Source organism: Embleya sp. NPDC050493, assembly GCF_044458105.1.
GTDB lineage: Bacteria > Actinomycetota > Actinomycetes > Streptomycetales > Streptomycetaceae > Embleya.
In genome coordinates, this window is the sequence record NZ_JBITHP010000005.1 from 495,785 (window position 1) to 514,887 (window position 19,103).

Annotated in this window: 20 protein-coding genes; 11 read left to right on the plus strand and 9 right to left on the minus strand. The window is 72.1% G+C overall.

The window, feature by feature from the left end; translation table 11 throughout:
- Nucleotides 1–30: 30 nt before the first annotated feature.
- Entirely contained in the window at nucleotides 31–1,260 is a 1,230-nt protein-coding gene (locus tag ACIBM5_RS14145) for a hypothetical protein (protein ID WP_396007078.1), read from the minus strand.
- Nucleotides 1,261–1,471: 211 nt separating this feature from the next.
- Here ACIBM5_RS14145 and ACIBM5_RS14150 point away from each other — a divergent pair, with 211 nt between their 5' ends.
- Nucleotides 1,472–1,981, plus strand: a complete 510-nt coding sequence (locus ACIBM5_RS14150; RefSeq protein WP_396007079.1) for a hypothetical protein — start codon at nucleotides 1,472–1,474, stop codon at nucleotides 1,979–1,981.
- 158 nt (nucleotides 1,982–2,139) lie between these two features.
- Here the strand turns inward: ACIBM5_RS14150 and ACIBM5_RS14155 are convergent, their stop codons facing one another.
- Both ACIBM5_RS14155 and ACIBM5_RS14160 read right to left on the minus strand, forming a co-directional pair.
- Nucleotides 2,140–3,816: a tetratricopeptide repeat protein gene (locus tag ACIBM5_RS14155; protein ID WP_396007080.1), complete on the minus strand. Its 1,677-nt coding sequence runs from the start codon at nucleotides 3,814–3,816 to the stop codon at nucleotides 2,140–2,142.
- Complete coding sequence (locus tag ACIBM5_RS14160; protein WP_396007081.1) at nucleotides 3,813–4,796, minus strand: DMT family transporter; 984 nt, start codon at nucleotides 4,794–4,796, stop codon at nucleotides 3,813–3,815. The genes ACIBM5_RS14155 and ACIBM5_RS14160 overlap by 4 nt, the downstream gene beginning before the upstream one ends.
- 219 nt (nucleotides 4,797–5,015) lie before the next feature.
- On the opposite strand from ACIBM5_RS14160, the gene ACIBM5_RS14165 reads away from it, so the two are divergent.
- Nucleotides 5,016–5,780: a rhomboid-like protein gene (locus tag ACIBM5_RS14165; RefSeq protein ID WP_396007082.1), complete on the plus strand. Its 765-nt coding sequence runs from the start codon at nucleotides 5,016–5,018 to the stop codon at nucleotides 5,778–5,780.
- Here the strand turns inward: ACIBM5_RS14165 and ACIBM5_RS14170 are convergent.
- On the minus strand, nucleotides 5,771–6,247 hold the full coding sequence (locus ACIBM5_RS14170) for a hypothetical protein (protein ID WP_391581522.1): 477 nt from the start codon (nucleotides 6,245–6,247) through the stop codon (nucleotides 5,771–5,773). The two genes, ACIBM5_RS14165 and ACIBM5_RS14170, sit on opposite strands and share 10 nt — an antisense overlap.
- Nucleotides 6,248–6,542: 295 nt before the next feature.
- On the opposite strand from ACIBM5_RS14170, the gene ACIBM5_RS14175 reads away from it, so the two are divergent.
- The 6 genes from ACIBM5_RS14175 (at nucleotide 6,543) to ACIBM5_RS14200 (ending at nucleotide 12,682) form a co-directional block, all read left to right on the plus strand.
- A complete protein-coding gene (locus ACIBM5_RS14175; protein WP_020554660.1) occupies nucleotides 6,543–6,746 on the plus strand; it encodes a cold-shock protein in 204 nt (67 codons plus the stop codon).
- A gap of 379 nt (nucleotides 6,747–7,125) precedes the next feature.
- Nucleotides 7,126–8,694 (plus strand): DEAD/DEAH box helicase, encoded by a 1,569-nt coding sequence (locus tag ACIBM5_RS14180; protein ID WP_396007083.1) that lies wholly within the window; start codon nucleotides 7,126–7,128, stop codon nucleotides 8,692–8,694.
- Between the two features lie 215 nt (nucleotides 8,695–8,909).
- Nucleotides 8,910–10,151 carry an Ig-like domain-containing protein gene (locus ACIBM5_RS14185; protein ID WP_396007084.1) on the plus strand — a complete coding sequence of 414 codons (1,242 nt, stop codon included), beginning with the start codon at nucleotides 8,910–8,912 and terminating at the stop codon, nucleotides 10,149–10,151.
- Nucleotides 10,152–10,342: 191 nt separating this feature from the next.
- On the plus strand, nucleotides 10,343–10,798 hold the full coding sequence (locus ACIBM5_RS14190) for a tellurite resistance TerB family protein (RefSeq protein WP_391581528.1): 456 nt from the start codon (nucleotides 10,343–10,345) through the stop codon (nucleotides 10,796–10,798).
- A gap of 127 nt (nucleotides 10,799–10,925) precedes the next feature.
- On the plus strand, nucleotides 10,926–11,516 hold the full coding sequence (locus ACIBM5_RS14195) for a hypothetical protein (RefSeq protein WP_396007085.1): 591 nt from the start codon (nucleotides 10,926–10,928) through the stop codon (nucleotides 11,514–11,516).
- Nucleotides 11,513–12,682 (plus strand): PrsW family intramembrane metalloprotease, encoded by a 1,170-nt coding sequence (locus ACIBM5_RS14200; protein ID WP_396007086.1) that lies wholly within the window; start codon nucleotides 11,513–11,515, stop codon nucleotides 12,680–12,682. The genes ACIBM5_RS14195 and ACIBM5_RS14200 overlap by 4 nt, the downstream gene beginning before the upstream one ends.
- Nucleotides 12,683–13,209: 527 nt before the next feature.
- Here ACIBM5_RS14200 and trxA read toward each other — a convergent pair.
- Nucleotides 13,210–13,581, minus strand: coding sequence for a thioredoxin (gene trxA / locus ACIBM5_RS14205; RefSeq protein WP_360310316.1), 372 nt, complete (start codon nucleotides 13,579–13,581; stop codon nucleotides 13,210–13,212).
- 253 nt (nucleotides 13,582–13,834) lie between these two features.
- Here trxA and ACIBM5_RS14210 point away from each other — a divergent pair, with 253 nt between their 5' ends.
- Nucleotides 13,835–14,095: a hypothetical protein gene (locus tag ACIBM5_RS14210; RefSeq protein WP_020554669.1), complete on the plus strand. Its 261-nt coding sequence runs from the start codon at nucleotides 13,835–13,837 to the stop codon at nucleotides 14,093–14,095.
- Nucleotides 14,096–14,203: 108 nt separating this feature from the next.
- Here the strand turns inward: ACIBM5_RS14210 and ACIBM5_RS14215 are convergent, their stop codons facing one another.
- The 4 genes from ACIBM5_RS14215 to ACIBM5_RS14230 all read right to left on the minus strand — a co-directional run bounded on the left by ACIBM5_RS14215 (nucleotide 14,204) and on the right by ACIBM5_RS14230 (nucleotide 16,950).
- Complete coding sequence (locus ACIBM5_RS14215) at nucleotides 14,204–15,067, minus strand: hypothetical protein (protein WP_396007087.1); 864 nt, start codon at nucleotides 15,065–15,067, stop codon at nucleotides 14,204–14,206.
- Nucleotides 15,068–15,191: 124 nt separating this feature from the next.
- Nucleotides 15,192–16,004, minus strand: coding sequence for a serine hydrolase domain-containing protein (locus tag ACIBM5_RS14220; RefSeq protein ID WP_396007088.1), 813 nt, complete (start codon nucleotides 16,002–16,004; stop codon nucleotides 15,192–15,194).
- Nucleotides 16,005–16,015: 11 nt separating this feature from the next.
- The gene (locus tag ACIBM5_RS14225) at nucleotides 16,016–16,549 is read right to left on the minus strand and encodes a hypothetical protein (RefSeq protein ID WP_396007089.1); all 534 of its coding nucleotides are present in this window, start codon (nucleotides 16,547–16,549) and stop codon (nucleotides 16,016–16,018) included.
- 95 nt (nucleotides 16,550–16,644) lie between these two features.
- The gene (locus ACIBM5_RS14230; RefSeq protein WP_391581536.1) at nucleotides 16,645–16,950 is read right to left on the minus strand and encodes a GNAT family N-acetyltransferase; all 306 of its coding nucleotides are present in this window, start codon (nucleotides 16,948–16,950) and stop codon (nucleotides 16,645–16,647) included.
- Nucleotides 16,951–17,170: 220 nt separating this feature from the next.
- On the opposite strand from ACIBM5_RS14230, the gene ACIBM5_RS14235 reads away from it, so the two are divergent.
- Together ACIBM5_RS14235 and ACIBM5_RS14240 are read left to right on the plus strand one after the other, a co-directional pair.
- Complete coding sequence (locus tag ACIBM5_RS14235; RefSeq protein ID WP_396007090.1) at nucleotides 17,171–17,992, plus strand: SDR family NAD(P)-dependent oxidoreductase; 822 nt, start codon at nucleotides 17,171–17,173, stop codon at nucleotides 17,990–17,992.
- Between the two features lie 216 nt (nucleotides 17,993–18,208).
- Nucleotides 18,209–18,859 (plus strand): restriction endonuclease, encoded by a 651-nt coding sequence (locus ACIBM5_RS14240; RefSeq protein ID WP_396007091.1) that lies wholly within the window; start codon nucleotides 18,209–18,211, stop codon nucleotides 18,857–18,859.
- The last annotated feature ends 244 nt before the right edge of the window (nucleotides 18,860–19,103 follow it).

Below are 19,103 nucleotides of genomic sequence, written 5' to 3' on the forward strand. Positions count from 1 at the left end.
AAGACCACCGCCGCGCAGCCGGACGAGGTCTCAGGCCGGCCTGCCGCTCCCGGCCGCCGCGACCACCTCCAGAAGCGCCACGACGGCCAGGGCGACCGCCACGATCAGGAGCACCGAGGACCACGTCGGGTGGTTCCACGAGACCAGCCGGATGCCGCCGAGCAAGCCCACCGCGGTGTAGACCGGGCCCCGCCGCGCGGCCACGAAGCGGCCCACCGATCCGGTGCCCAGGCCGGTCCGGGCCAGCGCGCCGCCCGCCGCGTCGGGACCGGCGGCCAGGGCGCGTCGGATGCCCGGGGCGGGCGGCGCGGGGCCGACCAGGAAGGCGGCGACCGCGATCGCCGCGGCGATCACCGCGAGGGTGCGGGTGGTCTCGCGCAGGAAGCGCACCAGTGCGTCGAAGACCGCCGCCGCCGCGTCCCGGGAGACCTCCCGGGGCAACTCGTCCAGGTAGTACCGGCGGGCGACGACGAGCCCGATGGCGAGCACGAGCAGGGCCAGCAGGGTGCCCAGACCCGCCCACATGAGCACCGGGCGGCGACGCGGTGCGACGCAGACGCCCACGACGAACAGCACCACCACCAGGATCGGCAGCCAGGTGCCCGCGGTTTCCAGGAACCGGAACGCGTCCTGACCCTTGCGCAGCCCGTCGCGGTGCAGCAGGACGAACCGCTGCTCGGTGCTCGGGATGTTCGTCGCGATCGAGAAGCCCCGATCCACCAGGCTCTGCCGGACCCGGTCCACCATCGGACCCAGGTCCAGGACCACCTCGCCGCCCGACGTGGTCACCGTGGCGTCGTCCTTGCCCTCCAGCGCGCGCAGCGCGGAGGCGTGTGCGATCCGGAGCGCGTCACGCCACACGAGGTCGAACGCGTCGGTCGTGACGAACGCGCGTGTGGCCTGATCGGTCACACCCCTGAGCAGGCTCTGCAACGATCCGGAGAACGGCCCCGACCCGTCGTCGAGGTCAAGCCCGAGCGCCTGGCGCAGCGCGTCGGTCAGGCTGCCCACGTCCACCGCCTGCACGACGGCTGCGGCCACCCGATCCGCGACCTCGGCCTGGACGGCCGGGTCCGAGGACAGCGGCCCCAGTGTGGCCACGAAACGATCGGTGTCGTCGACCTCGTCGTCCGCCCATGCGGCCGTCACCGCGACCGGGGTGAGGATGCAGGCCAGGGCCACCAGTACGGACGCCACGGCGACCCGCCACCGGTGCCGGCCCCCGGTTCGCTTGCCCGACTCGGGCGCTGACTCGGACATCGGTGTCGTCCTCCCCGCTCGTGACCAGGTGTCCCGGGGCGGGTTCCATCAAATCCGGATATCCACTCCTATTCGGCAAAAGGTGCAAAGCGTGTCAAGCCGTGCCAAGGTGCGAGAAGGCCGACTTGCAAGGTCGCGGGTCCCCGCGACGGCCGGCAATCGGTACGAGGCAAAACCTTCCCGGCCGCCCGGCCGGGGTTGGGAGTAGGCCATGAACAGCACAACCCGCAGGTCGAGCGCTTGGTCCGGGTGGGTGGCTTTCGCCGGATGCACCCTGCTCGTCCTGGGTGTCCTCAACCTCTTCCAGGGGTTCACGGCACTGTTCTCGGACGGGTACTTCGTCACCCGTTCCGGTGAACTCCTGGTGTGGAACTACAACACGTGGGGCGTCATCCTGCTGATCTTCGGCGGGTTGCAACTGCTCGTGGGTGGAGGGCTGCTCACCGGAGCGACCTGGGCCCGTGTGGTCGGTACGTTCCTGGTGATGTTGAACATCATCGGCGAGATCGGCTTCCTGGCCGCGCACCCGGCCTGGTCCAGCATCGTGATCGGGCTCGACCTGGTCGTCCTGTTCGCACTGACCGTGCGCTGGGACGCCGCCCAGGGCTACGACCGGGACGAGACGGTCTCCGAATGGCGAGCCCGGGACGAACGCCGCCGCACCGGCATGGGCACCGGCGCCTCGCGCCCCGGCGCCGAACGCGACGACCCGACGACGTAGCGCGAGCACACCATCCGCCACGCACGGACCCGACCGGGGTCTCGTGCGTGGCGGATTTCCGCACTCGGCGAATCGGCGCCGCGGCGGGTGCACCCGGCGGCGACACGAGCACCCGCGGGCCGGACGGGCACGATCCGGCCCGCCGCCACACGTCGGTGCTACGAGCGCAGCCACATCGCTTCCTGCCCGCGCCCGTGGGCATCGAGGAAGTGGGCGAGTCGACCGGCCGCCGCCGGGTGCCCCTCGGCCAGGGCGCGGCGGTACATCTCCTCCGCCTCGCGGGTGCGCCCGCGCCGCTCCAGCAGGACGGCGAGGCCGAGCGCGGCGTCCGGGTGGCCCTCGGTGCAGGCGCGGCGGTAGAGCTTCTCCGCCTCCTTCAACCGGCCGCGTGCACCCAGCAACCCGGCCAGGTTGACCGCGGCGTCCGGATGGCCCTGCGCATAGACGTGCCGGAACAACTGCTCGGCCTCGTCCGGGCGGCCGGAGCCGGCCAGGAGCAGGCCGAGGTTGTTCGCCGCGTCGTCGTGGCCGTGTGCGGACGCGTGCCGGAAGAGCATCTCGGCCTCCGGCGCCCGACCGAGCCGCACCAGCAGGCGGCCCAGATTGTTCGCGGCGTCCGGGTGGCCCTGTGCCAACGCACGGCGATACAACTCCTCGGCCTCGCCGGCTCGGTCGTGGGCCGCGAGCAGGTCGGCGAGGTCGTTGGCGGCCTCCGGGTGGTCGCGGGCCAGCGCCTCCCGGTACAGCGCCTCGGCCTCGGTCTCGCGGCCGGTGTCGGCGAGGTGGTAGGCCAGTTGCACGGCGGCGTCCGGATCGCCGGCCGCCGCCGCCCGACGCAGCTGCGGCTCCTCGTCCTCGCCGGAGGCCGCCAGGGGGGTCGGGAACGGCGCCGCGACGGGGGTCGGGAACGGAGCCGCCGGGGGCGGGCCGAGCGGGGGCTGCGGCGGGGCGGCCGGGGGCGGTACCGGCGGAGCCGGCATCAGCGGTGGTGCGACGGGCGGCCGCGGCCGGTCCGCCGGGGCCACCGGGGGCGTTTCGGCCAGCCGCGCGGCGACCGCGGCCGCGTCGGCCGGGCGCCGCGCAGGGTCCTTCGCCAGCAGGTCCAGGACCAGCCGGCTCAGCTGCGCCGGTACGTCCGCACGGCGCCGCTCGGGCGGTTCCGGAATCGCGTCGAGCTGGGCGTACACCGTGGCGGCGACGTCGGCGGTGCCGAACGGCGGTGTCCCGGTGAGCAGTTCGTAGAGCACGCAGCCCAGGGCGTACAGGTCCGAGCGCGGATCGGCGGGATGCCCGCGCAGCCGCTCCGGTGCGGTGTAGGCGAGTGTGCCCAGCAGGCGCGTGCCGGTCGCGGCGACCGCCGCGAGGTGCCCGGCCAGGCCGAGGTCGAGCACCCGCACCCGGCCGTCCTCGCCCACGAACAGATCCGTGGGCTTGAGGTCGCCGTGCACCAGACCGGCCCGGTGCGCGTGCCCGAGCGCGGCACACACCTGCGTCGCCCACGCCGACACGGTCGCCGGCTCCGGCAGGCCCGCGCGCAGCGTCGCCCGCAGGTCACGACCGGCGAGCAACTCGGTGACCAGGAACGGCGTGCCGTCCGTGTCCTGCCCGACGTCGAGGACGGCGACCAGGCCCGGATGCCCCGGCGCCACCGCGGTGCGCGCCTCGCGCACGAACAGCGCCGCGGCCTCCGCGTCCGGCGGGCCGTGCAGCAGCTTGACCGCGACGTCGCGGGATTCGGTGCGGTCGCGCGCCGCCCACACCCGACCGAGGCCACCGCGACCGCGCTGCTCCAGGAGCTCGTACCGGTCCGCCAGGACCCGACCCACCGCTGTCACGACATCTCCCTCGTCCGGTCACCGTCGGGGAGATCCTGCCCCACCGGCGGCCGATCGGCGGCCTTCGGGTCGCGCCCGTCGGCCGGCCGCCGGGCGCCGCCCCGCGAGACCGCGACGCCGGCCAGGCACAACGCACCGCCGACGAAGGTCAGCGGGCCGGGCACCTCGCTCAGGAACACCCAGGCGAGCAGCACCACGATGGCCGGCACCGCGTACGTCGTACTGCCCATCCGGCCCGCGGTGGTGCGGGCCAATGCGTACGCCCACGTGGTGAAGCCCAGCGCGGTGGGAAAGACGCCCAGGTAGATCACGTTGAGCGTGGCCGAGAGCGGCGCGTCGGCGGTCTGCTCGACCAGTTGGCCGGCGAACGGCAGGCAGCACACCGTGCCGACGAAGCAGCCGTACGCGGTGACCCGGAGCGCGGAGGTGTGCCGCAGCGCGGGCTTTTGGGCGACCACGCCGGCCGCGTACGACAACGCGGCGAGCACGCACAGGCCCACGCCCAGCAGCGGGGCTCCGCCGCCGTCGGACATCGAGACGCCCACCACGACCGCGCCCGCGAAGGAGACGCCGATGCCGGCCAGCAGGCGCGGCGCGAAGCCCTCCTCGAGCAACCAGCCGCCGAGCAGCGCGATCGCGATCGGGCCGATGTTGACCACCATCGCCGCGGTGCCCGCGTCCACCTCGCGCTCGCCCCAATTGAGCACCACCATGTACAGGCCGAACCACAACACCCCGGAGAGCAGGATGCCGGGCCACGCGGCACGCGGCGGGAGACCCTCGCGGCGGATCAGCAGGATCGCGCCGAGCACCATCGAACCGGCGAGCATCCGGCCCAGGGCCAGCGCGCCGGGCGCGAAGTGCGCGCCCGCGCTGCGGATGGACACGAACGCGGACGCCCAGAACACGACCGTGGCGGCGGCCGCCGCCACGGCGCGCCGGTTGCCGCCGGTCGCCGGGTGAAGACGTGTATCCGACATCGTGCGGACCCCCCTGTGCCGGCGGCCCGGGTCGGCCGCTGCCGAAGCGTTCGCCGGTGGCGGACGCGCTTTCGAGCACGACGGTAGGGGTGGGTCGTTTCGGCGCCCACCGAACCGTCGGCCGCCCCGGTCCGGGGCCGAGCCGCGGCGACCCGGCTCCGTGACGCAGCATGGTGGTTCCGCGCCGCGTCCCCGCGCCGGCCCTGGGAGAATCGCACCGTGAGTCGGAACCCCGCGAGCCATCTGCGCGATCTGGTCGGATACCCGCGACGCAGCCCGGCGACGTTCGCCGTCCTGATCCTGCTCGCGATCACCGGCGTCGTGGTCGGACGGCTCATGTCCGAGACCGACGCCGATCGGCTCCTTGACGACATCAGCACGAACCTCGACAACCTGCACCATCACCCGTTGCGCGCGATGGCGGGCAGCCTGATGGTCGCGGACGTGCACGGCACCCTGGCCGGCAACGTGCTGACGATCGGGTTCGGACTCGGCGTGTGCATGGCGTACCTGGAGCAGCGGGTCGGCACACTGCGGGCGGTCGGCGTCACCGTGCTCGGACACGTGGGTGCGACGCTCGTCACAGCGGTGGTGCTGATCGTGGCGATCGACGCCGGGACCTATCCACCGGAAACCCGGTACACGCTCGACTACGGGGTGAGCTACGCCTCGATGGCGGCCATAGCGGCGATCACGCCGCTGCTGCCCGGGCGGCTGCGGCCCTGGTGGGCCCTCGGGTGCCTGCTGTACCCGTTCTCGTCCGTGCGGTGGTACGGCGATCTGCCGGACTTCACCACGATCGGGCACGTCTCGGCGGCGCTGATCGGCCTCGGGTCCGGCTACCTGTTCTCGGGACGGCTGCGGCCGGCGGCGCCGGACGCGGCGCCGGCCGATGCCGCGCTCCCGCCGACCGCGGACCCGCTCCCGGAGGTCGCCGGGAACGGGCCGGCGCAGCCGGGCGGGGCGCGTTCGGGTCAGACCTGAACCGGCGGCACCCGCCACTCGATCTGCACGCGCTCCTCCAGCGGCAGTTCCTCCGGGCCGAGTGCCACGTGGTCGATGACGTAGCGGAAGAGCAGCACCACAGCGTCGGACTCCATGTCCGGCAGGGTCTCCCGGGTGGCCCCGAGCACGTCCAGGAGCAGGACCGGGTCGGACTCCAACTCTTCGATCTCCTCGGCCAGTTCGGCATCGAGGTCGTCACCGGCGGCGAGCGCCGCGATGGACCGGGCGACGAAGGCCGGTTCGGACTCCAGGCGGACCAGCACCTGCTCGGTGACGAACGCGTCGAGCAGGTCGGCGTCGATGTCGATGCCGCCGCCGGAGCACCCGCACCCGTCGCCGCAGCCGCCGCCCGCGCTGACGTCCTCCAGGGTGAGGGGGTTGCCGATGGTGGAGAGGGAGATCGGCTGGGCCGAGTCGTCGGACGCGGGGAAGTCGGAGGAGGACACGCGAACCCTTCGGGAGGCTGGGAGGTCGGCCGGGAGACCGGCGGAGCGTCCATGGTCGCACCCGGTGTCCGAGCATGCGGCCGGCACAAGATCGAGAGGATCCCGCCGGCCGGGTCGTCCGGCGTGCTAACGTTAATTGCTGCTGTGGTTCCCATGGAATTTTCTGTGCGCCTGCTGGTTGTAGCCAACAGGTGCACTTTTGTTTTTCCGGTGTCCAACTCCGGGCGGGGTAATCAGCAACGATTCGGGTTTCGCAGGGTGCGAGATCCCGGTACTGCCCCGAAGGGGAAGATACGTGGCTACTGGCACCGTGAAGTGGTTCAACGGCGAAAAGGGCTTCGGCTTCATCGAGCAGGACGGTGGCGGCCCCGACGTCTTCGCCCACTACTCGAACATCAACGCTCAGGGCTTCCGTGAGCTGCAGGAGGGCCAGAAGGTCTCCTTCGACGTCACGCAGGGCCAGAAGGGCCCGCAGGCGGAGAACATCAACATCGTCTGACCTGTCTCATGGGCGTGGCCTCGGCCGCGCAGCGAGGGCCCGCGCCGCAAGGTGCGGGCCCTTCCCGTGGCCGGCGGCCCCCTCCGGGGCGGCGGTCCTTCCGACCGGGAAGGCCACGGTGCACCACCCCAGGCGGACGCTCCATGTCCGCCGATCAGGACCCTGCCCGACGCGACCTCGTCGCGCGGCCTCGCACGGTCCGGCACATCGGCCGCCGCTCTTCGGCAGGCGCCCGACCGTTGCGCACTATCTCGACGCGAGTGACCCGAGTCACCACGTCGGTTCTTTTTCAGCTAGTCCGGCTCGTTCTTGCGACTCCTTGTGCGGCGTCATGCCGCGGAGACGTCCTCGATACGCGCCGCATCGAGGAAGGTTCTCCATGAATCGCACCCCCCGTTCCAACGACCGATACAGCCGCACCGGCGGCAGCGCCTCCGGCCGCAGTGGCGGCTACGGCGGTGGCTCCGGCGGCGGCCGCGGCCGTGGCGGCGCCCCGTCGGGCAACCGTCGCAAGCCGATGACCGCGGGTCCCGTGGCCGAGTTCGCGCTGCCGGTCAGCACCACGCCGTCGCTGCCCGCGGTGGACGCGTTCGCCGAGCTGGACATGCCCAAGCCGCTGCTGTCCGCGCTCACCCGTCAGGGTGTCACCGAGCCGTTCCCGATCCAGGCGGCCACGCTGCCCAACGCGCTGGTCGGCCGGGACGTGCTCGGTCGCGGTCGGACCGGCTCGGGCAAGACGCTCGCGTTCGGCCTCGCGCTGCTCGCCCGGATCGCCGGTCGGCGGGCCGAGAGCAAGCAGCCGCTCGCCCTGGTCCTGGTGCCCACCCGCGAACTCGCGCAGCAGGTCACCGACGCGCTGATGCCGTACGCCAACTCGGTCCAGCTGCGGATGACCACGGTCGTCGGCGGCATGTCGATCGGCCGTCAGGCCAGCTCGCTGCGCAACGGCGCCGAGGTCGTGGTGGCCACTCCGGGTCGCCTCAAGGACCTGATCGACCGCGGCGACGCGCGACTGGACGCGGTCGGCATCACGGTGCTCGACGAGGCCGACCAGATGGCCGACATGGGCTTCATGCCGCAGGTCACCGCGCTGCTCGACCAGGTGCAGCCGGACGGTCAGCGGATGTTGTTCTCGGCCACGCTCGACCGCAACGTCGACCGCCTGGTCAAGCGCTTCCTGTCCGACCCGGTCGTGCACTCGGTCGACCCCTCGCAGGGTGCGGTCACCACGATGGAGCACCACGTGCTGCACGTGACCGAGGCCGACAAGCACACCGCCGCGACGCACATCGCGGCGCGTGAGGGCCGGGTGATCATGTTCATGGACACCAAGCACGCGGTGGACCGGCTCACCCGCCAGATGTTGCAGAGCGGCGTCCGCGCCGCGGCGCTGCACGGCGGCAAGTCCCAGCCGCAGCGCACCCGCACCCTGGAGCAGTTCAAGAGCGGGCACGTCACCGCGCTGATCGCGACCAACGTCGCGGCGCGCGGGATCCACGTGGACGGTCTGGACCTGGTCGTCAACATCGACCCGCCGACCGACCACAAGGACTACCTGCACCGCGGCGGTCGTACCGCCCGCGCCGGCGAGTCGGGCAGCGTCGTGACGCTGGTCACGCCGAACCAGCGCCGGGAGATGGCCCGCCTGATGATGATCGCCGGCATCGAGGCGTCGACCATCCAGGTCCGCTCGGGCGACGAGGAGCTCACCCGCGTCACCGGCGCGCAGGTGCCCTCGGGCATCCCGGTCGTGATCTCCTCGCCGGTCTCCGAGACCCCGCGTCGCGGTGGCTCGGCCGGTGGCCGCGGTCGCGGTCGTCGTCCCGGTCAGGGTGGCGGCAGCGGCACCGGACGTCGTCCGTCCACCGCGGCCGGTGCCTCCTCGGCCCGTACCGGTGGTTCCGCCGCCGGCGGCGGCGCCCCGCGCCGGCGTACCGCTGCCGCGTAGTCGGCACCCGCCGGTCGATCGGCGGGCGGCCTGCGCACGATCGGCAACTCCGAAGCCGCGTCCGGGATTTTCCCGGGCGCGGCTTCGTGTCGTGGCGGGGGATCGGTTGCGTCGGAGCGGTGTCGACACCGTCACATCGCCCACGGGCATGGGGAATTGATCCGCATTGTTACTGTTGAACGATCCCCGGTCGTCCAAGTTCGTGAGGTCCACACGTGCGAAAGCCCCTGATATCCGGCTCCCGCAAGGGAATTCGCGTGGTCGCGCTGCCGCTTGCCGCGGCTGCCGTACTGCTCACGGGGTGCGGCTCGGGAGGGTCCGACAAGGCGACGAAGTCGGATGCGGCACAGGCGCAGCCGGGCTCGGGCGAAAATGAGGCGAAGGACACACCGGCGCGGGTGAGCGTGGATCCGGTGGACGGCACCCAGGGGGTCGTGCCGGGCAAGCCGATCACGGTGACCGCGGACTCCGGAACACTGGGATCGGTGCGGGTCGTGGACGCGCAGAACCGGGCGATCGAGGGCACGGTGGCGCCGGACGGGCGTACCTGGACCTCGACCACGCGGACCGTGCCGGGCGCGGCCTACACGGTGACCGCCACCACGCGTGACAAGAAGGGCGTGGAGACCGCCGCGGCCACCAGCCGGTTCGGCACGCTCAAGGCCGACATCGTGAACAAGGTCACCCTGCGGCCGGCCAACGGCGGCACGTTCGGCGTCGGCCAGCCGGTGTCGATCATGTTCGACCACGCGGTCAAGGACAAGGCCGAGGTCGAGCGCAACCTCAAGGTCACCACGACCCCGAACGTCGAGGGCTCGTGGGGTTGGACCAAGGACCAGTCCGGCAAGGACCGGGTCGACTGGCGGCCGCGCGAGTTCTGGCCGAGCGGCACCAGGATCAACCTGAACGCGAACCTGGCGGGCGTGGCCAGCGCCCCGGGCACGTACTTCGCCCGCGACTACGAGAGCACCTTCACGGTCGGCACGAATCGGGTCGTCGAGGTGGACGTCCCCAAGCATCGGCTGACCGTGATCGAGGACGGCGTGGCGGTCAAGACGATCAAGATGTCGGCCGGTTCGAGCGAGTTCCCCACCCGCGGCGGCACGCACGTGATCCTGAACAAGAACGCCAAGGAAACGCTCGACTCGACCACGGTCGGCCTCGGGGACAGCTACAACCTCCCGGACGTCCCGTGGGTGGTGCACTTCACCTCCTCCGGCACCTTCTTCCACTCGGCCGCGTGGAACACCGCCAACATCGGCGTCGCGAACACCAGCCACGGCTGCGTCGGGATGACCGTCGCGGACGCCGAGTGGTTCTACAACCGGGTCCAGGTCGGCGACCCGGTCGTGGTCAAGGGCTCGACCAACACCGAGGCCACCGAACCCGGCAACGGCTTCGGCAACTGGCAACTGACCTACGCCCAGTGGAAGGCCAAGAGCGCCCTGACCGGCTGAGCCGCGCACTCGTCGCGCCGGCGGTCCCGACGGCGACACCTCGGATTTCGAGTGATCGCATTGTTCGGGGCGGGGGCGCCGGCGGGTTGGCGAATGGATTCTGCAAGCGTTGTGGGGGAGAGGTATCTTCTACGGGTCTGTAGATAAACGGCTCGAAGCGTGCGTGCGTGTGCGCGGGACAGGGGACCTCGATGGCTCTGTGGGACAAGTTCAAGCAGTCGGCCCAGACGATGCAGGGACAGTTGGAGGCGAAGAAGAACGAGCTGAAGAGCGGCGGCTTCCGGGACGCGAGCATGGCGATCTGCGCGCTGGTGGCCGCGGCCGACGGCTCGATCGACCCGGCCGAGCGGCAGCGCGTCACCGCGCTGATCACCACCAACGACGTGCTGCGCAACTTCGCCGCGAGCGACCTGGAGCAGCGCTTCGAGGCCTACCTGGCCAAGCTCACCGCCGACTTCGAGCTGGGCAAGGTGTCCCTGCTCCAGGACATCGGCAAGGTCAAGAAGAAGCCGACCGAGGCGCGCGCGGTGATCCAGATCGGCATCGTCATCGGCGGCGCCGACGGCCACTTCGACAAGACCGAGCAGGCCGTCGTGCGGGACGCGTGCTTCGCACTCGACCTCGCGCCGGTCGAGTTCGGCCTCTGACCCCGGTCGGGTTCGGCGGCAGGGCCTAACCACCCCGGCGGTTCGGCCAACCCTTTCGAGGGACCGATTCCGCCCGACGGCCGATGTTCGTCGGGCGGAATCCCGGGGTTCGTCGGACGTTGGAGACATGACCGACGCCCGCATCCGCTCCGGGCCGCGGCGGGCTCGTTGGTGGGGGCCGCTTGCGGTTGCCGCCGTCTTGGTGCTGCTCGCCGGCGGGTGGCCGCTGATCGGGTCGTGGATCGCCGGCGACGAGCGGGTCACGGCGGGCACGGTGTTTCGAGTCGGGCCGGACGAGCACCATCGTGCCTGGTTCCGGGTCGGCTCCGGGTGGACGCTGGACCAGGCGGCGACCACCCCCTCGCGGGTGTTCGTGCTGCGGCACGGCGACGTCGACCTGTCGGTCGCGTACATCTCACTGCCTCGGAGCGACGACGCGGACGCGTTGTGGAGCGGGCTGCGCGAGACGGTCCGGGTCGCCGACCGGCACGCCCGGCTCGGCCCGCCGGGGCCGGTGGTCGCCGACGCCGGCGCGCAGGGCATGGCCGGCACGCTGACCCGGGGCGGTGACACCGGACGGGCGGTGATCTATCCGGGCCCCGACGACGCGTTCGCGATCCGGTTGATCGCGCTCGCGCCGCCGGACAGCACCGATCCGGAATGGCTGCCGGTACGGGACGTGATGCGGTCGCTGACGTTCACCGAGGCGGCGGCGTGAGCGCTGTCGGGGTCCGGCCGGCCGGCGAGCGCCTCGCACCGGTCGCCGCGACGGTGGCACTGCTCGCGTGCCTGTTCGGCCTCGGTGTGATCGGCTACGAATACCGGGACGTGGTCCGGGTGTTCCCGGCGGCGGCCGCGCTCGCGGGCTTTCTGCTCCTGCTCACCCTCGGCGTCGGCTACCTGCTGCCCCGCCGGTTCCGCCCGGTCGTGGCGCCCGCGCACGCGACCTCGCTGATGTGTGTCGGCTGGGGGATGACCGCCGCGACCGGCTGCGCGATCCTGGCCAACAGCGGTCTCGGCGGGATCTGGGCGAAGACCCGGGGCGTCGACTTCGCCGACAGGTGGGGCGCCGCGTCGACCGCGCCGTTCAACGAGGAGACGCTCAAGGTGTGCGGCGTGCTGATACTCGCGCTGATCGCCTCGCGCGCGATCCGCGCGCCGATCGACGGCTGGGTGTACGGAGCCCTGGTCGGCCTGGGCTTCCAGGCGGTGGAGAACCTGCTGTACGCGCTGAACACCATCCTGCTGGACGGCGCGACCGATCCCGGTGCGTCGGTGGACGCGTCGTTCGCGGCCCGGGTGGGGATCACCGGGTGGGGGTCGCACTGGGCGATGAGTGCGGTGGCCGGCACCGGTGTCGGCTACCTGGTCGCCCGCGACGGTCGGCCGCCGGCCCGACGGGTGGCGGTCGCGCTCGGTTGCTGGGTGACGGCGATGGGGATGCACTGGCTCTTCAACGCGCCGTTCCTACCCGGGTGGCGCGGCATCGTGAAGGTCGCGGTGAACCTCGCGATCGCCCTGCTGGTCTACCGAACCGCGCGTCGGCACTACCTGGCCCGGTTCCGGGAGGTGGCCGCGGAGGAGGCGGCAACCGGTGCGATCCGGCCGGAGGAAGCCGCGTTGTTGCCGCGCCGACACGGCCGCCGACAGGCTCGCGGCGGCCCGCGTCCGCGACCGGCACGGGTGCTGATCCGGGAGATCGAGGACGCCCAACTCGCCCTCGTGGCCGCCCGAATCCCACGCGCCGACCCGCGGTCCCGGACATCGGCCGAGCGCCTGCGGGAGGAGATCGCCACACTGCGGGCACATCTGCGCGCAGGCCGAGTCGCATCCCCGGGCCGGCCGGCACCCGACCGGGAAGAGCCGCCGGCGCCGAGGTTGTGAACGATTGCCCGTCCGCGTCGCAGCCGGTGCGGGCCGGTGCGGGTGCGGTGTCGGGTCGGCGGACCGGTCGCCGCGTGGCGTGGCGGCGATTGCCGGAGGTGTCCGTGGTGCGCACCGCCCCACCGGCAGCGCCGTGCCCGGTGTGCCGGTTCGCTTCGCAACCATCGGCCGGTATCCGGCAACTTTTGCAAGATTGCGGCGGTGGAGTTCTACTTGGAGGAGCGAGAGGGGTCCACAACGGATAGACGCGGAGGAGCGGTCGAGGTCGGGCCGTGCACCGCGCAATCAGGATCCACGAGAAGTGGATGGGCCCCTCTCGACCGCCTCATCGCGGTTGCGCGGCAAGGCGGTTCGGTAACCCGGTTCGGCAACCGGTTACCTGGAGCAGGCGACACGGAAGCCCGTCGGACCTCGGTCCGCCGGGCTTCCGGGCTTGTGCGACGGGCTCGCCTTCGACGGGCTCCCGGGCAGTTTGTTCGGGCCCACCCGGGGACCACGTGCTCGGTCCCGCGCGGGGCCGCAAGTGCTCAGCCCTGGGCGGCGATCTTGCGCTTGACCTCGTCCATGTCCAGCCCCTGCGCCTGCTTGATCAGGTCGACGAGCGCGGCCTCCGGGAGCGCGCCCGGCTGCGAGAACACCACGACGCCGTCCCGGACCAGCATCACGGTCGGGATGGACTGGATCGAGAACGCCTGCGCGAGATCGGTTTCCGCCTCGGTGTCCACCTTGGCGAACACCACGTCGGGGGTCGCCTCCGAGACCTTTTCGAAGGTCGGCGCGAAGGACCGGCAGGGTCCGCACCACGATGCCCAGAAGTCGAGCACGGTCAGCCCGTCGCCGGATACGACCTCTTCGAAGTTCTCCTTGGTCAGTGCGACCGTGGCCATGCGTCCTCCCAAACGTTCGTGCCCCGTGCTGTCTGTCCGTGTCTACGTGCCTGACAACAGGTGCGGGGTCGCGGGCATTCCTGGACTCCTTCCCCGGCCCGTCCGAGCGACTCCCGGACCGCGACACGAGTCGAGGCCGCGGGTGGTCCGGGGCCGCCGGCGATTCGTCTGTGCACGCCCCGTGATCCCAACAGTCACACCCGCACCATAGGCTTGTTCGGACCGGTGCCGAACGCCGGTTACCGTGCAGCCGAGGAGTCCCGCCATGCGCTACACCCGCCGCAGCGTCGTCAGTCTCGCCCCGGCCGAGCCCGGCTGGGACGTCGAGGTGACCAAGGCCGGCGAAGAGGCCGTTTTGTGCCCCGTCATCGGCTGGGCCATCGTCGTGCTCGACACCAGCGCCGAGGGGTTGACCGAGACCGCGATCGAGCCCGCGTTCGTGTACGACGGTGCCGTGTACACGCCGGCCGAACTGGCGCATTCGATCGGTGAGCTGGACTACCAGATCATCGAACCCGAGGAGTGATCGGGCCGCGACCGAGTGCCGTCCGGTCGCGATCGGTCGTGGTGCATCGGCTCCCGTCGCACGGTCGGCGGGAGCCGTCGGCATGGATGGGGCCGCGCCCGAATCCGCTCAGCGGGCATGCTCTCTGGCACCCTCGGTCTCGCTCTCGGTCTCGCCCTCGGCGAACCGGGAGAGGGCGATCGCGCCGGCCACGGCCAATACGAAGCCGATCAGCGCGAGCGGGACGTACGGGCCGGGCCTGCTGTGGTCGCCGAGGAAGACCAGGCCGACGGCGGCGGGCAGCACGGTCTCGCCGACCACCAGCGCGGCGGCCACCGAGGTGACCACACCGCCCTGGAGCGCGACCGTGTACAGCAGGAAGGTCAGCGCGGCGCCCAGGAGCAGTGCGTAGGCGGCCGGGTCGCGGATCAGCGCGGACGGGGACAGGTCGGTGAGCACGCGCGTGGCCAGGGCGATCAGGCCGAATCCGAGTCCGGAGAGCAGACCGAGCAGGCGGGAGCGCCAAGGCTCGCGCATACCCGCACAGCGCCGGCCGGCCAGGCCGAGCAGCGCCACGCAGCCCAGGAGCGACCAGCGGAACGCGGCGTGGGTGTGGACGGGTCCCTCGTGCCCCGCGGAGACGCCGAGCAGGGCCAGGCCCGCGCAGACGGCGGCGACCGCGCCCCACTCGCGGCCGTGCAGCCGGGCGCCCAGGACCGGGACGGCCAGCACCGCGGTGACCGCGAGGTTGGCCGACTGGGCGGCCTCGACGGCGAAGATCGGCAGCTCGCGCAGCGCGACGAACTGGCAGACGTACCCGGCCAGATCCAGTCCGGTGCCGAGCACGAAGGGCCACTGGCCCAGGGCCCGGACCAAGACCCTGGGGTCGAGGCCGCTCGCGCTCGCGGTGCGCCGCGCACCCAGGGCCTGGAGTACGGTCGCGACGCCGTAACAGAGCGCGGCGGCCAGTGCCGCGAGCACGGAGAACAACACGGTTCGACGGTATGCGCCGCCGACGCCGCGGCGGCGCAGGACCGGCGGGGCGAAGGGGTGACTCGGCGCGCGTCGCCCGGAACGAACTGCCGCTCCGGGCCGCCCGGTTGGCCGAATCCGCGGATCAGCGCAGTTCGGCGACCACCGCGTCGTTCAGCACCGGCCACACCTCGGCGGCCCATGGGCCGAACTCGCGGTCGGTCAGGCATACGCAGGCCGCGTCCAGCTCCGGGTCCACCCACAGGAACGTGCCGCACGCGCCGAAGTGGCCGTATGTCGCGGGCGAGTTGGTGGTCCCGGTCCAGTGCGGCGACTTGGTGCCGCGGATCTCGAAGCCCAGACCCCAATCGTTGGGCCGCCGGGTGCCGTAGCCCGGGAGCACGCCGTCCAGTCCGGGGAAGACCACACCGGTGGCCTCGGCCACGGTCTCCGGGGCGAGCAGGCGCGGTGCGAGCAGCTCGGCCGCGAATCGGCTCAGGTCGCGCACGGTGGACACGCCGCCGGCCGCGGGGGAGTCGCCGATGGTGGTCTCGGTCATGCCCAGCGGCGCGAAGACCGCCTGGCGGACGTACTCGCCGAAGGGGATGTCGCACGCCTTCTCGATGGTGGCCCCGAGCAGGTTGAAGCCGGTGTTCGAGTAGATCCGCTTGCGACCGGGCGCGGCGAGTACGCGGTCCTCGTCGAAGGCCAGACCCGAGGTGTGCGCCTGGAGATGGCGGATCGTGGATCCGGGCGGTCCCGCCGCGTCCCCGGGTTCGATCGCGCCCTCCTCGATCGCGGCGAGCGCCGCGTACGCGGTGAGCAACTTGGTCACCGAGGCGAGTCGGAACGGCTCGTCCACCGGACCGTGCTCGCCCTTGATCACCCCGTCCCGGGTGATCACGGCGGCGGCGGCCTTCCCGACGGGCCAGGTGTCGATCATGCGCAGGCTGTTCACGGGAGTCGAGCCTACGGTGAGGCCACGCGGGTGCCCAACCGAGGGAGCAGATCGTGCATCAGCGCGGCCAGTTCGTGCGCACACGCGACGAATTCGGCGACCTCGCCGCCGCCGGGGTCGACCACGTCCTCCCAGTCCGGTTCGAGTTCGACCGATCCGAGATCGAGCCCGGCGAGCCGGCGGGCCAGGGGTTCGTCGGCCGGGCCGGGGGCGGGCAGGTCGCGGGCGAGGCGTTTGAGCGTCGCGGTGCGGGCCGCGCCGTGCCGGTGGTGTCGGCGGATGTACCGGACGTGCTGGTACTCCTGGACGACCACCAGGTCGGCGGCGGCCACGTGTGCGTCGGTGAGCTGGGTGCTGCGGTGTCCGGGCGCCCGGAGGCCGAGCTCGGTCAGAGCGCTGCGGGTGCGCCAACTGATCGGCAGGCCCTCGACCACGAAGGTGCCGGCGGTGGCCACGGACCACTCGGGCCGGGCGGCCCGGGCCGGCTCGCCCGCGATCACCGAGCGGGTGGCGTTGCCGGTGCACACGAACAGGAGCGAGGTCATCCGGACATCATGGCCCCGGCGTCGGGCGGGCCGACTCCGGGGCGATGCCGGTTCCGCGGGGCGCGTGTGCGGTCGGGCCGGGGCCGTTCGTCGGGTCAGTCCGTGACCTTGCTCGGCGGGGCGTCGTAGACGAGGTCGAAGTAGTCGGGGTGCTTGCCGATCCACGCCTTGACGAACGGGCACAGCGGCAGGACCTTGCGCTCGCCGGCGCGCACCCGGTCGAGCGCTCCGCGGACGAGTGCACCGCCGACGCCCTTGCCCTCGAACCTCGTGTCCACCTCGGTGTGGGTGAACACGATCAGGGTGTCGGTGAGCATGTATTCGGCGAAGCCGGCCAGGTCGCCGTCGACCCTGGCCTCGAAGCGGTTCTGTGCGGGAACGTCCTCGACCGCGATGTCCATGTGATCCCCTCGAATCGGTGTGAGGTCGGCGGATGCCGACCGGACACTCTCTCGTATCCATTCGAACGCATGACGGGGTGGGTCGCGATCCGGGGCGGCGCCGCCCGCGGCTCGACCCGGATGATCGTTCATTCCCCGTTCCGCCGTTGACCTCGCGAGCGAGCTGGGGGAGCATGCGCAGATCTGACGCATCGTCACATTCGCCGAGGAGGCACCACCCATGCTCGATCCCGAACCCCTCGCCGGTCAGGTCGCGGTCGTCACCGGAGGCGGCGCGGGCATCGGCGGCGGGGTCTCCCGGCTGCTGGCCCGCGCGGGTGCGCTGGTACTGCTGAACGACATCGACGCGGACTGGGCCGAGCAGGCCCGGGTGGACATCGAGGCGGCCGGCGGGCGGGTGGAGGTGGTGCTCGGCGACATCCGCGAGTCGGTCACCGTGGCCCGGCTGCGCGACGCCGCGCTCGCGGCGGGCGGCGCGGATGTACTCGTGAACAACGTCGGCGACTATCGGCCCTCGACCACCTTCCTGCGCAGCACGGAGGAGGAGTGGCAGGCGCTGCACGCGATCAACTTCGAGCATGTGTTGCGCGTCACGCACGCGGTGTTGCCGCAGATGGTCGAGCGCGGCTCCGGCAGCATCGTGAACGTGTCCACCGTCGAGGCGCTGCGTGGCATCCCGGGCTGCCCGGTCTACTCCGCCTACAACGCGGCGATCATCGCGTTCACCAGGAGTCTCGCGGTGGACGTGGCGCGCAAGGGGGTCCGGGTCAACGCGATCGCACCGGACATGGCGAACACGCCGCAGACGACATACGAGGCCAAATTGCGTGATCGTGACCCCGCGCTGATCGGTTCGTGGGTGCCGATGGCGCGATTCGGCGAACCCGAGGACTACGCCAAGGTTGTGCTCTTCCTGGCGAGTGCCGCATCGTCGTATGTGACGGGCCAATTGATTCCGGTGGACGGCGGTACGACCGCCGCGAGCGGTTGGTACGGCAAGGCGGACGGTCGCGGTTGGACCAACCTGCCGGATGGTGCGTGAGCGGCATTTCGTAGGGTGTCCGGTTGTTGTTCGGGTCGGGAACCGGGCAGGTGTCCCGAACGTCGGGACAGCAAGAGGGGAACGATGTGTGGCCGGCCGAGTCGGTCGCGCCGATCGGATCGGGACGGCGTGAACGACACCAGTACGACCACGAGCACGACCATGAGAACGATCACGTGTACGACCGGCCAACGCGTCACCGGGGGGACGACGGACATGGCACGTACGACGATGAGGGCCTACCTCAATCTGGCCATCCTGGTCGCCGGGCTCGAACTCCTCGCCGTCGGCATCTGGTTCGTCCTGGAGGGCATCCGGGTGAACCAGTCCGACAACTTGATGGTCGTCTACATCTGCGCCGCGGCGGCGCTGGCCTCGGCGATCTGGCTGGTCGGATACCGGCCGCGGGTCGACGAGTGGACCGAACCCTGCGACGACACCGCGCTGCGGGACGCGAAGGCGCGGCTGGACCGGATGGACCCGGCCCGGCTGGCCGAGCACCTGGCGGACCTGTGCGAGCGGGACGGGCTGGCCGAGGTGGAGACGGTGCGGGTCGTCGAGGACGCGTACGCGGTGGACATCCACGCCCGGCGTGGCGACGGGACGCCGGCGGTGCTGCGGTGTCGCAGCGCGGAGGGGCCCGGGCCGGTGGCGGGCGGCGTGGTCGAGGACTTCGTGAGCGCGGTCGCCGTTGCCGCGGACGCGGACGCGGGTCGGTCGGGGGCGTTGTTGCTCGCGACGACGGCCGGGTGCTTTTCGGCCAAGGCGGCGGCGCTTGCGGCTTCCGCCGGGGTGGTGTTGTTGGACCGGTCGGCGCTTGCGCACTGGGAGTGCGACAAGGAGGTGCCGGCGCCCCTGGCCGCGTAGCGGGCGTTGGCCTCAAGCGCCGGCCGGGCTGGGTGGCCTCAAGCGCCGGCCGGGCTGGGTGGCCTCAAGCGCCGGCGGGGCTGGGTGGCCTCAAGCGCCGGCGGGGCTGGGTGGCCTCAAGCGCCGGCCGGGCTGGGTGGCCTCAAGCGCCGGCGGGGCTGGGTGGCCTCAAGCGCCGGCCGGGCTGGGTTCGCCTCAAGCGCCGGCGGGGCTGTTTGGCCTCAAGCGCCGGCGGGGCTGGGTG

Bases quoted from the DNA above. Each gene is read 5' to 3' on its own strand.
- ACIBM5_RS14235 (WP_396007090.1), top strand. From the start codon at position 17,171: ATGCTCGATCCCGAACCCCTCGCCGGTCAGGTCGCGGTCGTCACCGGA.
- ACIBM5_RS14145 (WP_396007078.1), bottom strand. From the start codon at position 1,260: ATGTCCGAGTCAGCGCCCGAGTCGGGCAAGCGAACCGGGGGCCGGCAC.
- ACIBM5_RS14225 (WP_396007089.1), bottom strand. From the start codon at position 16,549: ATGACCTCGCTCCTGTTCGTGTGCACCGGCAACGCCACCCGCTCGGTG.
- ACIBM5_RS14230 (WP_391581536.1), bottom strand. From the start codon at position 16,950: ATGGACATCGCGGTCGAGGACGTTCCCGCACAGAACCGCTTCGAGGCC.
- ACIBM5_RS14150 (WP_396007079.1), top strand. From the start codon at position 1,472: ATGAACAGCACAACCCGCAGGTCGAGCGCTTGGTCCGGGTGGGTGGCT.
- ACIBM5_RS14210 (WP_020554669.1), top strand. From the start codon at position 13,835: ATGCGCTACACCCGCCGCAGCGTCGTCAGTCTCGCCCCGGCCGAGCCC.
- ACIBM5_RS14195 (WP_396007085.1), top strand. From the start codon at position 10,926: ATGACCGACGCCCGCATCCGCTCCGGGCCGCGGCGGGCTCGTTGGTGG.
- ACIBM5_RS14160 (WP_396007081.1), bottom strand. From the start codon at position 4,796: ATGTCGGATACACGTCTTCACCCGGCGACCGGCGGCAACCGGCGCGCC.
- ACIBM5_RS14240 (WP_396007091.1), top strand. From the start codon at position 18,209: ATGGCACGTACGACGATGAGGGCCTACCTCAATCTGGCCATCCTGGTC.
- ACIBM5_RS14190 (WP_391581528.1), top strand. From the start codon at position 10,343: ATGGCTCTGTGGGACAAGTTCAAGCAGTCGGCCCAGACGATGCAGGGA.
- ACIBM5_RS14180 (WP_396007083.1), top strand. From the start codon at position 7,126: ATGAATCGCACCCCCCGTTCCAACGACCGATACAGCCGCACCGGCGGC.